Source organism: Streptomyces sp. NPDC018833 (genome assembly GCF_044390825.1).
In the GTDB taxonomy this organism is placed as follows: domain Bacteria; phylum Actinomycetota; class Actinomycetes; order Streptomycetales; family Streptomycetaceae; genus Streptomyces.
Genome location: NZ_JBIRZM010000021.1, coordinates 1 through 15,074 on the forward strand (window position 1 = coordinate 1; position 15,074 = coordinate 15,074).

Below are 15,074 nucleotides of genomic sequence, written 5' to 3' on the forward strand. Positions count from 1 at the left end.
CCCGGAGAGCCGGACGGCCACTCCTGCGGAGCCACTGAAGGCAAGACCCCATAAGCCACATCCGGCCCTCCCGGGCCATCCAACAACTTACGGAGGCCCCATGACCAGTACGCCGACGCCGTTCACCGCCGACGACTACCGCGCCCGGATGACCCGCGCAGCCCAGTCCGCCGCCGACGCCGGTCTCGACGGGGTGCTGATCGCGCCCGGCCCCGATCTCGTCCACCTCACCGGCTACCGGCCCGTGGCCACCGAACGGCTCACCGTCCTCGTCCTCGCCGCCGACCGGGACCCCGTCCTCGTGGTCCCCACCCTGGAGGCGCCGGACGCCGAGGCGGCCCCGGGCGCACCGGCGCTGACCGTGCGGGACTGGACCGACGGCAAGGATCCGTACGCCGTCGTGGCGCCGCTGATGGACATGTCGGGCAGGTTCGCCGTCAGCGACAACACCTGGGCCATGCATCTGCTGGGCCTCCAGCGGGAGCTGCCCGGCGCGTCGTACGTGTCACTCACGCAGGCGCTGCCCATGCTCCGCGCGGTGAAGGACGCAACGGAAATCGCGCTCATCGAAGCGGCCGGTGCCGCCGCGGATCAGGCGTACGGCGAGATCCTCAAGGTGCCGTTCGCCGGCCGCAGGGAGAGCGACGTCGCCGCCGATCTGGCCGCGCTGCTGCTGCGGTTCGGGCACTCGCAGGTCGACTTCACCGTCGTCGGCTCGGGTCCCAACGGCGCCAACCCGCACCACGAGGCGGGCGACCGCACGATCGTGCACGGCGACATGGTCGTGCTCGACTTCGGCGGCCTCAAGGACGGCTACGGCTCCGACACCACCCGTACCGTCCACGTCGGCGAGCCGAGCGTCGCCGAACAGCACATCCACGACGTCGTGCGCGAGGCGCAGCAGGCCGGGGTGGACGCGGTGCGGCCGGGCGTGGCCTGCCAGGAGGTCGACCGGGCCGCCCGCGAGATCATCGAGGAGGCCGGGTACGGGGATCTGTTCATCCACCGCACCGGCCACGGCATCGGCGTCACCACCCATGAACCGCCGTACATGATCGAGGGCGAGGCGCAGCCGCTCGTTCCGGGCATGTGCTTCTCGGTGGAGCCCGGGATCTACCTGCCCGGCCGGTTCGGCGTCCGTATCGAGGACATCGTCACCGTCACCGAGGACGGCGTCCGCCGCTTCAACAACACCTCGCGCGAGATGGCGATCGTCGAGTAGCCGGGTGTCGAGCAGCCGGGTCAGGACACGGCGAGCACCACGCAGCTCTCCGGTGACAGCCACGACAGGCCGTCACCGGCCGGAACTTCGACCTTGCCCCAGGCCGCGGCGACCCGTCCGCCACCGCCCAGCGGAATCCCGGCGGTCTCCTTGCCGAGGTTCACCGCGACCCGCAGATCGCCGCGCCGGTACGCCAGCCAGCGGCCCTGTTCGTCGAAGGCCACCTTCACCGCCGCGAGGTCGGGGTCCGTCAGGTCCGGCAGCGTACGGCGCAGGGCGATCAGCTCCCGGTACCAGGCGAGCAGCGCGGCGTGCGGCTCCCGCTCGCGCTCCGAGCGGTCCAGACACGAACGTTCCCGGGTGGCCGGCGACTGCGGGTCCGGCACGTCCGCGGCCGACCAGCCGTGCTCGGCGAACTCGCGCCGCCTGCCCGCCCGTACGGCCTCGGCGAGCTCGGGATCGGTGTGGTCGGTGAAGTACTGCCACGGCGTGCCCGCGCCCCACTCCTCGCCCATGAACAGCATCGGTGTGAACGGGGACGTGAGTACCAACGTCGCCGCGCACGCCAGCAGACCCGGCGTGAGAGAGGCCGAGAGCCGGTCGCCGACGGCTCTGTTGCCGATCTGGTCGTGGGTCTGGGAATAGGCGAGGAAGCGGTGCCCCGGCGTGGTCGCCACGTCGACGGGCCTGCCGTGGGTGCGGCCGCGGAACGTCGAGTACGTGCCGTCGTGGAAGAAGACATGGTTCAGCGTCTTGGCGAGCGCGGCCATCGGCGCGCGCGCGAAGTCGGCGTAGTAGCCCTGGGACTCGCCGGTCAGGGCGGCGTGCAGAGCATGGTGGAAGTCGTCGTTCCACTGGGCGTGCAGCCCGAGTCCCCGCTCGGCGCGCGGAGTGGTGGTCCGCGGGTCGCACCGGTCGGACTCGGCGATCAGGAACAGCGGGCGGCCGCGGTCGCGGGCCAGGGCGTCGACGGCGGCCGACAGCTCCTCCAGGAAGGTCAGGGCCCGGGTGTCCGCCAGCGCGTGCACCGCGTCGAGCCGTAGTCCGTCGATCCGGTAGTCACGCAGCCAGGCCAGCGCACTGCCCAGCAGGAAGGCGCGCACCTCGTCCGACCCTGGGGCGTCGAGGTTGACCGCGGAGCCCCAGGGGGTGTGGTGGGTGTCGGTGAAGTACGGGCCGAAGGCGGGCAGATGGTTCCCGGACGGACCGAGGTGATTGTGGACGACGTCCAGCACCACACCCAGCCCGAGCCCGTGCGCGGTGTCGACAAAGCGCTTCAGCGCTTCCGGGCCGCCGTACGGCTCGTGCACCGCCCACAGGTCCACCCCGTCGTAGCCCCAGCCGTGCACACCGGGGAACGGGCACAGCGGCATGAGCTCGACATGGGTGACGCCCAGATCGGCCAGCTCGGCGAGGTGGGCGGCCGCCGCGTCGAGGGTGCCCTCGCGGGTGAAGGTGCCCACGTGCAGTTCGTACAGCACCGCGCCCTTCAGTCCCCGGCCCGCCCACTCCTGCCGCCATGCGTACGCGTCATGATCGACGACGGCGCTCGGGGCGTCGGGGCCGTCCGGCTGCCGCCGCGACCGCGGGTCCGGCCGCAGGGGACCGCCGTCCAGGACGAAGCCGTACCGGTCGCCGTCACCGGCCTCGGCCTCGGCGATCCACCAGCCCACCCGCCCCTGGTCACGCTCCATCGGGCGCTCGGCGCCCTCCAGCCACAGCACGACCTGCTCCTCGGCCCGCGGCGCCCACACCTCGAACAACAGCACTGGCGGATCCCCTCGTCGTCGATGCCGGTCCCGTCGATCCCGTATGTCCCGTCCATCCTGGCAAGTCCGGGGTCTTCAGGCGGCGTGCTTGGGCCATTAAGGTCACGGGCCATGCCGATTCCGACCGAGCCGCTGCCCCTGTTCCCACCCGGCTTCCTATGGGGAGCCGCCGCCTCCGCCTTCCAGACCGAGGGAGCCGCCGACGCCGAGGGCAAGGGCCCCTCGGGCTGGGACGCCTTCGCGGCCGCGGGACGCATCAAGGACGGCGCCGACGTCGCCCGCGGCACGGGCTTCCACGACCGCTACCGCGAGGACGTCGCCCTCCTCGCCGGCCTCGGCGCCGACGTCTTCCGCTTCTCGGTCGCCTGGCCGCGGGTGATCCCCGGCGGCAGCGGCCCGGTCAACACCCGCGGCCTCGACTTCTACGACCGGCTCGTCGACGAACTGTGCGCCCGGGGCGTCACCCCGGCGCCGACCCTCTACCACTGGGACACCCCGCTCCCGCTCGACGAGGCGGGCGGCTGGCTGCGCCGCGACACCGCCGAACGGTTCGCCCAGTACGCCGCGGCCGTCGCGGCACGCCTCGCCGACCGCGTACCGATGTGGATGACCGTCAACGAACCGGCCGAGGTCACCCTGCTCGGCTACGCACTGGGCGAGCACGCCCCCGGCCGCCGGCTCCTCTTCGACGCCCTGCCCGCCGCCCACCACCAGCTGCTCGCCCACGGACTCGCCGTCCAGGCGCTCCGAGCGGCCGGCGCCCCGTCCGTCGGCCTCGCCGTCTCCCATTCGCCCGTGTGGACGGCCGGGGACAGCGACGAGGACCGGTTCGCCGCCGAGCTGTACGACACGCTCACCAACCGGCTGTTCGCCGACCCGCTGCTCACCGGCGCCTACCCCGACGAGAACATCGCCGCCCTGATGCCGGGCCCCCTCGCCGACGACCTCGCCGTCATCGCGCAGCCGCTGGACTTCTACGGCGTGAACTACTACCACCCGATGCTCGTCGGCGCGCCCGACGGCGACGCACTGAGAGGCTTCGGCGGCGTCGCGATGCCCGCGGAACTGCCGTTCGGCCTGCGGGAGATCACCACCGCCGAGCGGACCGGCTTCGGCTGGCCCGTCGTCCCCGACGGCCTGCGCGAGGTCCTCGTCTCGCTGAAGGACCGGTACGGCGACCGGCTGCCGCCGGTCGTCGTCACGGAGAACGGCTGCTCGTACGACGGCCTCGACGACCGGCGCCGTATCGCCTTCCTCGACGCCCACCTGCGCTCCCTGTCCGATGCGGTCACGGCCGGCGTGGACGTGCGCGGCTACATCGCCTGGTCGCTCACCGACAACATCGAATGGGCCGAGGGAACGTCGCAGCGTTTCGGACTCGTCCATGTCGACTACGACACCCTCCAGCGCACGCCGAAGGCGTCGTACGGCTGGTACCGGGACACGATCGCCGCGCAGAAGCGCCGCGGGCGGCGGTGACACGGGAGTGTCCGGGGCGGCCTGTTGGTACCGGGACACGATCGCCGCGCAGAAGCGCCGCGGGCGGCGGTGACACGGGGGTGTCCGGGGCGCCTGCCCGGACACCCGCGCGTGGGCTCAGTTCCCCGCAGGGGGAACGAAGTTGATCCGCTCCCTGACCACCGGGTGACCGGCCTTGGCGAAGTTCGCCGCCATCGGGAAGTTCCCCTGGTCGGTGGCGCCCTTGATGAACTCGGCGCCCCGCTCGGCGAGGAAGTGCGTGCACTCGGCGAGCAGGTCGTACGCGTAGCCGCGGCCGCGCTGCTCCGGGACGACGCCGATGAACCCGATGCACGGGCCGCCCGGATTGTGCGCCGGGATGTGGATGCCGGCCAGATCGCCCTGCGGTGTGTGCGCCAGCCGCCACCACTCGCGCGGCGACGGGCACCAGTGGAAGAAGTCCAGTTCCTCCTGCGCCGCCTGGTCAAGACCGCCCTCGGCGATCGCGCGCAGCGCGTGGGCGTCCAGCGTCACCGAGTGGATGCGCTTCAGCGCGTCGAAGAACACGGCGTCGTCCGGCTCCGGCCGGAAGCTGAGCCGCCCGGGCCGTTCGGGCAGACCGCATTCGGGTGTCCAGCAGTACATGAACCGCTCGACGAGCACCGTGAATCCGGCCGCCTCCGCCGCCCGGACGCGGGCCTCACCGGCCGCCCGGGCGACCGGGTCGTCCCGCCAACCGGCGGGCAGGTTGAGCTCCAGTTCGACCTGGAAGGGGGCGGTACGCAGCAGTTCGGCGCCCGCCTCCACCTCGCCGTCGGCCATGTCGAACCAGTTGATGTTCAGGGGCGTTTCGTCGTCGGGGCCGCCCCACCAGGCGCCTCGGGCGACGACCTTGCCGCCGCGCAGTGCGACTCGCTTCCACTGCGGGCGGTGGACGGTACGGGCATGGCCCTCGGCGGCGCCGAGAGGGTCGGGCAGTGTGTCGAAAAGATGGGCGTCGCTCGCATCGAGCGCGCGGATGACCAGGTCGGTCATGAGGAAGTCCTCCGGGATGAGAGGTGTGTCGAGCGCTCCCGGTCAGACACTGAACGCCGGGCGGACGGGGCGGGAGCGCAGAATTCGTGTGGTGTACACGGCACTCGCCTCCTTCCGTCGTCACAGGCGTCGGTGCACCCTAGACCGCGCCGCGCACGCGGGTCGAGCGCTTTTAGCCCGCCGCTCATGGGCCCCGTGGGGGCGCGAGTTGCCCCGTCGGGCGGCGAAGAGGGCGGAACGCCACCTTCCGTGCAGGTCAGAGGGGTCGCGACGGACAGCGGCACACGCCCTCTTCTGGACACCTGGCCCCCTTCGGCCCGACAATCTGCGATGTGACGTCCTCCTACGAGCCCCACACGTATCCCGCGCGGCTGTCCGACGCCGAGCGCGAGCGTGTCCTCGATGTGCTCAGAGAGGGCGCGGCCCAGGGCAGGCTGTCGCACGAGACCTTCGTGCACCGCATGGAACTGGTCCTGGCCGCACGCCGTTCCGAGGAACTGGACGCGCTCACCGCCGACCTCGTCCACGAAGGCCGGTTCTCCCGACGGATCTACAGCGCGGTCAGGCGCGTCTCGGCCTTCTCCGTCCGTCTGCGCAGGGCCTGGCAGGCGGAGAAGCTGCCGCCGCTGCTGCTGCCCGAGCCGGGCCCGTACCCCCTGCGCATCGGCCGCGACCCGGTCAATGGACTGCGGCTGAGCCACGACACGGTCTCCCGGCTGCACGCCGAGCTGAGCCACCAGGGCACCCTGTGGGTCCTGCGCGACCTCGGCTCGACCAACGGCACCACGGTCAACGGCCGCAGGGTGACCGGCTCGATCGTCGTCCAGGACGGCGACATGGTCGGATTCGGCAGTATGAACTTCCGCCTCACCGCGCGCTGACCACGGCATCCCACAGGCTCCCCCCGACGTGTCCTGCTCACCTCGCGCCCGAATGGAGTACGCGCTCCTTCCTCACCCGTACGGGCGTACGCGGACTGCGGTGAGGGCGGCGCGGTGGTCGCCTGGAGGGAACCGCGAGCACGAGAACCGCGGCCGTGACTGGGGAGCACACACCATGCATGCGGACATACGCCCGGTCCCCGAACCCATCCCGCCCTCCGGCTCCGCCCTGCCGACCGGGCCCACCCCGGCCACCCGCTCCGGCCTGCCGGCCGGGTCCGCGTCGACCTCCGGCTCCGCCCTGCCGGCCGGGTCCGCGTCGCGCCGCCCCGGCTCTCTGCTGCCCGGACTGCCGACGGGTGACGAGCACGAGCTGTACGAGGGGTACCGCCGGCTGCGCGAGGAGTATCCGCTCAGCTACGACGCGTCCGTCGGCGCCTGGCTGCTCAGCCGCTACCGCGACGTCGCGACGGCGCTGACCGATCTTCGCTTCACCCATGGCCACCGGCCGGGCGACGTGGGGTGCGCAGCGCATCTGGCGCCCGTCCCGCACGCACTGCGCGAGACCGTCCAGCGCACCGCGTACGTTCTCGCCCGGCGGATCGCGGGGCGCGAGGAGGCCGACCTCGTGGAGGAGTACTGCCGGTGGCTTCCGTCCGGCGCCGTCGGCGCGCGGGGCAGCACGACAGGCCGGGCGCTCCTCGCCGGGCGGTGCGTCTCCCAGATCTCGGTGCGGGAGAAGGCCCTCGCCTCGTTCTTCGCCAATCTGCTCGACCACCCCATCCGGTTGGCCGCGCAGCGGGCCGAGCCGCAGCTGATCGCACGGGCCTGGACCGAGTCGCTGCGGCGAGACCCGCCCGTCCTCGTGGTGATCCGCAGGACCACCGCCGAGGTCACGCTCAGCGGTGGCACGCTGCCCGCGGGCGCGGCGGTCGCCTGCCTGATCGGCGCCGCCGGGCGGGACCCCGAGCGGTTCCACGACCCCGACCGCTTCGACCCGCTCAGGAGCGATCCCGGCCAGCTCACATACGGTCTCGGGGAATGCCCGGCGGTGGAACTCGCGGCGATGGAGGCCGAGTACGGACTGCGGGCGCTGATCGAGGCGATGCCCCGGCTGCGCTGGGCCGACGGATTCCGGCCGGTCGCCAGTGGCCTGATCACCCGATCCCCCAAGGCGCTGCTGGTCCGCCCACGCGGCTGAGCAGGGCCACGGGCCGCGCCGCGAACAGCTCGGCCACCGGCACGGGCACCCCACCGGTGAACTCGCCCTCGCCGCCCAGCAGATCAGTCCACCGGCCCGGGGGCAGTGTGAGGGCCGTGCCCCGCCAGCCGCCGTCGCTCTCCAGGCGCAGCGAGAGCCGGGTGACGGCCGTGACCACCTCCTCACCTCGGCGGAACGCGACGCAGTGCCCTGCCGCCGGGCCGGCTGCGGTGAGCGGTTCGTACGCCGCCCGGTTGCCGAACAGGTCCGGACGCGCCCGGCGCAGTCTGAGCGCCGTGGCCGTCAGCGCCTCCTTCTCGGTGCTCAGTCCGCCGGCCGGGTCCGCAGTCAGGCCGCCGGCCGCGCTGCCGGTCAACTGGTCGGGCAGCGGCGGGCCGAAGCGGGCCGGGGCCCGGTTGTCCGGATCGACCAGGGCCAGGAACTCGCGCTCCGAGCCCTGGTACACATCGGGCACGCCCGGCATCGTCAGATGCAGCAGCGCCGCACCCAGCACGTTCGCCCGTACATAGGGGGCGAGTTCGCGTACGAAGCCAGCCACCGAGCGCTGTGGTGACCCGGCCGGACCCGTCCCCACGAACGCCGACACCGCCTTCTCGTACGCCGGATCCGACTCGGTCCAACTCGTGTGCACCCCGGCCTCCCGCACCGCCTTCAGCAGCGCCGCCTCCATCCGGTCCGCGTCCGGGATGCCGAAGCCGACGGCCGTCTGCCAGGCGACCCACGCCAGTTGCGCGTCGGGCGCGCCGCCGCCCCCGGACGGGCGCTCGGCCTCCTCGGTGATCCGCTCCAGGAACCGGGCCCACCGCTCCGGACACTCGGACAGCACCGCGATCCGTGCCCGTACATCCGCGCTGCGCTTGGTGTCGTGCGTGGTCAGCACCGTGCCCGTGTCCGCCCAGTCGCGGGCGAGCCGGGCGCAGAAGGCGTGGAACGCCGTCGGCTCCACCGCCGGGCTGCCCGGGTCGCCGCCCACCTCGTTCGCCGAGATCAGCGGCGCGTACCGGTAGAAGGCCGTGTCCTCCACCGACTTGGCACGCAGCGCCGACGCCGTCTGGGCGAAGCGCGCCCGGAACCGGACCTGGTCCGGGCCGTCGCCGAGCCGGCCCAGCGCGAGGTCCCGCACCACGTCCACCGCCGCCGCCTCGTCGGCCACCGCGAACGTCTCCCGTGCCGCCCGGGCCGCGTCGTCGGGGAGCGCCGACTCGGCGTCGACCCGATACGGCCGGTAGACGGGCACGCGGACCAGGAGCTCACGCACGGCCGCACGCAGGGCCCACGGGGCGTGGTCGCGCAGCCGCGTATCGGCGGCGCAGATCCGCTCGGCGAGTCTGACGAGCGTTGCCGTCTCGGCGGCCAGCTCATGCGTCACCACCTCGTACGCGGCACGCCGCGCGGTCGCCTCCCACCGGCCGCCCAGGCTGTCGTCCACGTCGGTGAAATCCCGGTAGAGGCCGACCAGTTGCCGCATGCCGGCCGGGTCCGTGAACAGGCCGTCGACCCGGCGGAGCGCGTCGTACCCCGTCGTGCCCGCGACGGGCCAGCCGGCCGGGAGCCGCTCGTCCCCGGTGAGGATCTTCTCCACGACGATCCAGCTCCCCCTGCGACCCGGCGGCCGTGGGAGGGGCCCCCAGCCGCCGGTCGCCTCGTCGAGTCTGCGCAGATAGCCCTCCGGGTCCGCCACCCCGTCCGGATGGTCCACCCGCAGGCCGTCGACGACCCCGTCCCGCACCAGCTCCAGGATCTTGGCGTGGGTCGCGTCGAAGACCTCGGGGTCCTCCACCCGGACCCCGATGAGGTCCGAGACGGTGAAGAACCGGCGGTAGTTGAGCTCGGTGCGCGCCAGGCGCCACCAGGCGAGCCGGTACCACTGGGCGTCCAGCAGCTCGGGCAGGGGCAGGTGGGCGGTGGACGCGCGCAGCGGGAACCGCTGCTCCCCGTGGTGCAGGACCTCGCCCTCGACCCGCAGCTCCGCAAGCTCGCCGCCGATGCGCCCGGGCAGCACCGGCAGCAGCACCTTGCCGTCCCCGGCCGCCCAGTCGATGTCGAACCAGCGGGCGTACGGCGAGGCCGGGCCCTCGCGCAGCACCTCCCACAGGGCGCGGTTGTACCGGGGGACCGCCGCCATGTGGTTCGGCACGATGTCGACGACCAGACCGAGTCCGTGCTCCCGGGCCGTGTGCGACAGCCGTCGCAGCCCTGCCTCGCCGCCGAGCTCCTCGCGGATGCGGCCGTGGTCGACGACGTCGTAACCATGGGTGGACCCCGGCACCGCTTCCAGCACCGGCGAGAGGTGCAGATGGGAGACGCCGAGGGCGGCGAGATACGGAACCGCCGCCTCGGCGGCCGCGAACGGGAATTCCGGCTGCAACTGGAGCCGGTAGGTGGCCGTGGGAGTCATGCGAACATACGTACCCGCCCCGCACGCTTCTGTGCCGCAGGTCCCGGCCGTTCGGTCGATCGAGTGATCATCGGCCCGAACGGGAACTTCCGCGGGGCTCGGCTGCCCGAGGCAGGCGACGCTGCGCGGGCGTGCCGAGGCGCCGCGCCGTCAGGCCGGCGCCATGTGGTCAGGCGCTGTGCTTGCCGGTGCAGCACCGTCAGGTTCATGCGGCCGGCGCTACGCGGGCCGGCGCAGCACGGTCAGGCTGCGGCCCAGCAGGCGCAGCACGTCGCCGGCCGCCACCATCGGGCCCTTGCCCGGTGGTACGCCCTCGCGGCGGGCGGTGTCCACCACGACCTGCCACTCCTCGCCGTGGTTGACGGGGATCGTGAAATCCAGGTCGTCCGCGCTCGCGTTGAACATCAGCAGGAACGAGTCGTCGGAGATCCGTTCGCCCCGGGGTCCCGGCTCGGAGATGGCGTGACCGTTCAGGAACACCGACAGCGCCTTGGCGTGTGCCGCCTGCCAGTCGCGCTGGATCATCTCCTCGCCCTTCGGCGTGAACCAGGCGATGTCCGTCAGCTCGTCGTGGGTGCCCTCCACCGGCCGACCGTGGAAGAACCGGCGCCGCCGGAAGACGGGGTGGTCGCGCCGCAGCCACACCATCGTCTTGGTGAACGTCAGCAGCGAGCCCTCTTCGTCCTCGCCCGGATCGGGCCAGTGCACCCAGGAGATCTCGTTGTCCTGGCAGTAGGCGTTGTTGTTTCCGCCCTGGGTGCGCGCGAACTCGTCGCCGTGGCTGAGCATCGGCACGCCCTGGGAGAGCATCAGCGTCGCGATGAAGTTGCGCATCTGCCGCTCGCGCAGCTCAAGCACCCCGGGGTCGTCCGTGTCGCCCTCCGTCCCACAGTTCCAGGAGCGGTTGTGGCTCTCGCCGTCCCGGTTGTTCTCGCCGTTGGCCTCGTTGTGCTTGCCGTTGTAGGAGACGAGGTCGTGCAGGGTGAAGCCGTCGTGGCAGGTGGTGAAGTTGATCGAGGCCAGCGGCCTGCGGCCGTCGTCCTGGTAGAGGTCCGAGGAGCCGGTCAGACGGGAGGCGAACTCGGCCAGTGTGCGCGGCTCGCCCCGCCACAGATCCCGCACGCAGTCGCGGTACTTGCCGTTCCACTCGGTCCACAGCGGCGGGAAATTGCCCACCTGGTAGCCGCCCTCGCCGACGTCCCAGGGCTCCGCGATCAGCTTCACCTGGCTGACCACCGGGTCCTGCTGCACCAGGTCGAAGAACGAGGAGAGCCGGTCCACCTCGTGGAACTGGCGTGCGAGCGTCGCCGCGAGGTCGAAGCGGAAGCCGTCGACGTGCATATCCGTCACCCAGTACCGCAGCGAGTCCATGATCAGCTGGAGGACGTGCGGACTGCGCATCAGCAGGGAGTTCCCGGTGCCGGTGGTGTCCATGTAGTAGCGGCGGTCGTCCATCAGCCGGTAGTACGAGGCGTTGTCCAAGCCCCGGAAGGACAGGGTGGGGCCCAGGTGGTTGCCCTCGGCGGTGTGGTTGTAGACGACGTCGAGGATGACTTCGATACCGGCCTGGTGCAGCGCCCGCACGGCCTGTTTGAACTCCAGCACCTGCTCGCCGCGGTCGCCCCAGGAGGCGTAGGCATTGTGCGGGGCGAAGAAGCCGATGGTGTTGTAGCCCCAGTAGTTGTTCAGCCCCGCGTCCACCAACCGGTGGTCGTTCACGAACTGGTGCACCGGCATCAATTCCAGCGCGGTCACCCCCAGTTCCGTCAGGTGTGAGATGACCGCCGGGTGCGCGAGGCCCGCGTACGTGCCGCGCAGCTCCGGCGGCAGCTCCGGGTGGAGCATGGTCAGGCCCTTCACATGGGCCTCGTAGATCACGGTGCGGTGGTAGTCGGTGCGCGGCAGGCGGTCGTCGCCCCAGTCGAAGTACGGATTGACCACGACGGACGACATCGTGTGCGGTGCCGAGTCGAGATCGTTGCGGGAGTCCGGTCTGCCGAAGTGGTAGCCGTACACCGACTCGTTCCAGTCGATGGAGCCGCTGATCGCCCGCGCGTACGGGTCGAGCAGCAGCTTCGCGGAATTGCAGCGCTGCCCGCGTGCGGGCTCGTACGGGCCGTGGACACGGAAGCCGTAGCGCTGACCGGGCATCACCCCGGGCAGATACGCGTGCCGCACGAACGCATCGGTCTCGCGCAGCTCCACCGCGGTCTCCGAGCCGTCGTCGTGGAGCAGACACAGCTCGATGCGCCGCGCGGCTTCTGAGTGCACGGCGAAGTTGGTGCCGGCGCCGTCGTAGGTGGCGCCGAGCGGGTACGCCTGTCCCGGCCAGACCTGCATAGATTCGACTCTTCCATTTCTGATCCGGGTGCGGGGGACTACTCGGCCAAGATCCTCCCCCAAACTGGGGCAAGCTCCTAGGACTTCGTACCGTCCTACCGGGTGACCGATGCGGATTCCGGGGAAAGGGGGGACGCGTGCGGCAGGATCCGTCGAACGGGTGTACAGCCGGGGGTGTCCCGTCCTCGTCGCACCGGCTGAAACGAGCGGCGCGAGACCGTCGCTCTGATCCAGGACCGCTCGGCCCGGCCCGCCCATCCGCCGGGAGCGGTCCGTCAACATCGGGTTCCGCCGGATCGCCCGGGGCGAGCTCGGCGGCCCCTGCCGGTCCACCGGCCGGGCCTTCCGCTCGCCGCCCAGGACGTGACGTCTATGAATCCGCTCACTCCGGCAGCTCCAGGGGGTCGGAACGGACATCACAATGACGGGAGTTGAGAAACAACCCCGTCCATCCTGCTGCACCGTCTCCGGCTCGCGGAGTACGCTTCCTTGATCGTTGAAGACGGTCGTCCAGGAGAGCAGAAGGCGGTGCGCGGGTGAGCTCGGGAGGGCTGGAGCTACCCCCCGGTGACGCGGGTCATGAGGGGGGAGACTCCGCCGAGATCCCGCCAGGAGCGGTTTCGCTCGCGCGGCCGATGGAGATCGGGGCGGAGCTGGACTGGGGCGCGGACGCCTGGAGCGAGGTGCGTACGCGCGCCCAGCGGGCCGGGCGCGCCTACATCTGGCTGAATCTGGTGGAGCAGCGGTTGCGGGCGGTGGTCGCTGCCGTGCTGCGACCCATCTACGACCCCGTGCACGGCGAGGACTGGGTCGTCGCGGCGGCCGGGCCGGCCGGTCAGGAGTGGGTGCAGCGGGCGGTCGCCGTACGGGAGGTCTCGCGCCGCAAGGGGTACCTGCTGGACCCGGCGGACGACAATGTCCTGTCCTTCCTCACGCTGCCGCAGCTGCGCGAGCTGATGGTGCAGCACTGGCCCTGCTTCGAGCCGTACTTCGACGACCGGCGCGACGTCGAACTCGCCCTGGACGAGCTGGAGGTCGCGCGCAACGTCGTCTCCCGCAACCGGGCACTCAACGAGGCCGTGCTCGCCCAGGCCGAGCGCGCCTCCGCGCGCTTGCTGGAGATACTCGGCAGCGGCGCCGGAGTCCCCTCCGCGGACCGCCTCCGCGTCGACGCCGTCGAGGACCTGGTCGGCGACCGGTACGCGGACGTCGTCTCCGTCCACCCCGACCGGGTCAGACTCCAGCGCCAGCTTCCTGCCGAGGACCTCTTCGGCGGGGCGCGGCGCCTGGACGCGATCGGCATAGGCCTGAACCTGCTCGTGCAGAACTTCTCCGGCCGCCGCCTCGTGCGCCTGGCCGAGTCCGGCTGCCGGATCCGGCTCCTCTTCCTCAACCCGGCCAGCAGCGCAGTCAAGCGCCGTGAACGAGAACTCGGAATCAAAAAAGGCGAGTTGAGCCGCACGGTGGAGATGAACATCCTCCATATGCGCCGCGTCCGCTCCAAGCTGCGGGACCCCGGCGCCTTCGAGATCCAGGTCTTCGACGAGACCCCCCGCTTCACCGCCTACCTCGTCGACGGCGACGGCCCGGACGGTCTCGCCGTCGTCCAGTCCTATCTGCGCCGCGCCCGCGGCATGGAGGCCCCCGTTCTGGTCCTGCGCGGCGGCGGGCGCTCGGTGGTCCGCTCCGGGCAGGACAGCGAAACGGGACTTTTCCAGACCTACCGCGAGGAGTTCGAGTCGGTATGGGTGGACTCACGACCTGTGTCCTGATCCGCCCGGCCTGGTCGTCCCCGGCCTGTCGCTGCCCGCGGCCTTTTGTCAGTGGTGCGTGGGAAGGTGATGATCCAGCGGGGGGAAGCACCATCGCACCATGGAGGAGGGGGCGTCATGTCCTGGCACGGGGGACCACTGGCCGGCTTCGATCTGGAGACCACCGGCACCGATCCGCTCGACGCGCGCATCGTGACGGCCGCCGTCGTCGAACTGCGCGCGGGGGAGCCGGTGCTCCGCCGCGGCTGGATGGCGGATCCGGGGATACGGATTCCGGAGCAGGCGTCGGCCATTCACGGCATCAGCAACGAACGCGCCGCGGCGGAGGGCAGGCCCGCGGGTGAGGTGGCCGAGGAGGTCGCCCAGGTGCTGACCGGATACTGGCAGCGGGGCGTGCCGGTCGTCGCGTACAACGCGGCCTTCGATCTGACGCTGCTGACCGCGGAGTTGCACCGGCACGGGCTCGCCTCGCTGAGCGAGCGGCTGGACGGGCGCCCGATAGGCCCCGTCATCGACCCGTACACGATCGACCGCGCCGTCGACCGGTACCGCAAGGGCAAGCGCAATCTGGAGGCGGTCTGCGCGGAATACGGCGTCGTCCTCGACCGTGCCCACCGCGCGGACGCGGACGCGCTCGCCGCGGTGCTCGTGGCACGGGCGATAGCTGAGCGCCACCCGTCGGTGGCGCGGCTGGACCCGGGCCTGCTGCATGAGCGTCAGGTGAGCTGGTACGCGCAGTGGGCGGCCGACTTCCAGCGCTTCCTGCGCCGCAAGGGCAGCCCCGAGGCAGTGGTGGACGCTTCCTGGCCGCTGCGCGAGCTCGCCCCGGCGGCCGGCGCCTGACACCCCGCTCCGCCTGTCGGCGGTCCGCGTCTTTTCGCCGGCCTGCTGCGACTGTGGTCCGCGCCTTGGGGCGGCCCCGCTTCGCGACGGTCGTCGTCGGGGACCCGGCGGGGGTCCTTGCGTGGCGGCGGGTC

The 15,074-nt window shown here is 72.0% G+C and carries 10 protein-coding genes; 6 read left to right on the forward strand and 4 right to left on the reverse strand.

From position 1 onward, the window contains the following. The first annotated feature begins 100 nt into the window (after positions 1-100). Entirely contained in the window at positions 101-1,222 is a 1,122-nt protein-coding gene (locus ACH5AF_RS30940) for a M24 family metallopeptidase (RefSeq protein ID WP_398906246.1), read from the forward strand. Between the two features lie 20 nt (positions 1,223-1,242). On the opposite strand, the gene treZ is transcribed toward ACH5AF_RS30940, so the two are convergent. Then, a complete protein-coding gene (treZ, locus tag ACH5AF_RS30945; RefSeq protein WP_398906410.1) occupies positions 1,243-2,988 on the reverse strand; it encodes a malto-oligosyltrehalose trehalohydrolase in 1,746 nt (581 codons plus the stop codon). A gap of 114 nt (positions 2,989-3,102) precedes the next feature. Between treZ and ACH5AF_RS30950 the strand changes: the two genes are divergently transcribed. Continuing rightward, positions 3,103-4,470: a GH1 family beta-glucosidase gene (locus tag ACH5AF_RS30950; protein WP_398906247.1), complete on the forward strand. Its 1,368-nt coding sequence runs from the start codon at positions 3,103-3,105 to the stop codon at positions 4,468-4,470. Between the two features lie 117 nt (positions 4,471-4,587). Here ACH5AF_RS30950 and ACH5AF_RS30955 read toward each other — a convergent pair whose 3' ends face one another. After that, positions 4,588-5,484, reverse strand: a complete 897-nt coding sequence (locus ACH5AF_RS30955; RefSeq protein ID WP_398906249.1) for a GNAT family N-acetyltransferase — start codon at positions 5,482-5,484, stop codon at positions 4,588-4,590. Between the two features lie 332 nt (positions 5,485-5,816). On the opposite strand from ACH5AF_RS30955, the gene ACH5AF_RS30960 reads away from it, so the two are divergent. Then, a complete protein-coding gene (locus tag ACH5AF_RS30960) occupies positions 5,817-6,365 on the forward strand; it encodes a DUF1707 and FHA domain-containing protein (RefSeq protein WP_215176545.1) in 549 nt (182 codons plus the stop codon). Between the two features lie 175 nt (positions 6,366-6,540). Next, on the forward strand, positions 6,541-7,566 hold the full coding sequence (locus ACH5AF_RS30965; protein ID WP_398906252.1) for a cytochrome P450: 1,026 nt from the start codon (positions 6,541-6,543) through the stop codon (positions 7,564-7,566). Here the strand turns inward: ACH5AF_RS30965 and treY are convergent. Together treY and glgX are read right to left on the reverse strand one after the other, a co-directional pair. After that, a complete protein-coding gene (gene treY / locus ACH5AF_RS30970; protein ID WP_398906253.1) occupies positions 7,523-9,985 on the reverse strand; it encodes a malto-oligosyltrehalose synthase in 2,463 nt (820 codons plus the stop codon). The two genes, ACH5AF_RS30965 and treY, sit on opposite strands and share 44 nt — an antisense overlap. A gap of 219 nt (positions 9,986-10,204) precedes the next feature. Next, positions 10,205-12,325 carry a glycogen debranching protein GlgX gene (glgX, locus tag ACH5AF_RS30975; protein ID WP_398906254.1) on the reverse strand — a complete coding sequence of 707 codons (2,121 nt, stop codon included), beginning with the start codon at positions 12,323-12,325 and terminating at the stop codon, positions 10,205-10,207. Between the two features lie 536 nt (positions 12,326-12,861). Between glgX and ACH5AF_RS30980 the strand changes: the two genes are divergently transcribed. Further along, on the forward strand, positions 12,862-14,097 hold the full coding sequence (locus ACH5AF_RS30980) for an SAV2148 family HEPN domain-containing protein (RefSeq protein WP_398906255.1): 1,236 nt from the start codon (positions 12,862-12,864) through the stop codon (positions 14,095-14,097). Positions 14,098-14,214: 117 nt separating this feature from the next. Then, on the forward strand, positions 14,215-14,940 hold the full coding sequence (locus ACH5AF_RS30985; protein WP_398906257.1) for a 3'-5' exonuclease: 726 nt from the start codon (positions 14,215-14,217) through the stop codon (positions 14,938-14,940). Positions 14,941-15,074: the final 134 nt, after the last annotated feature.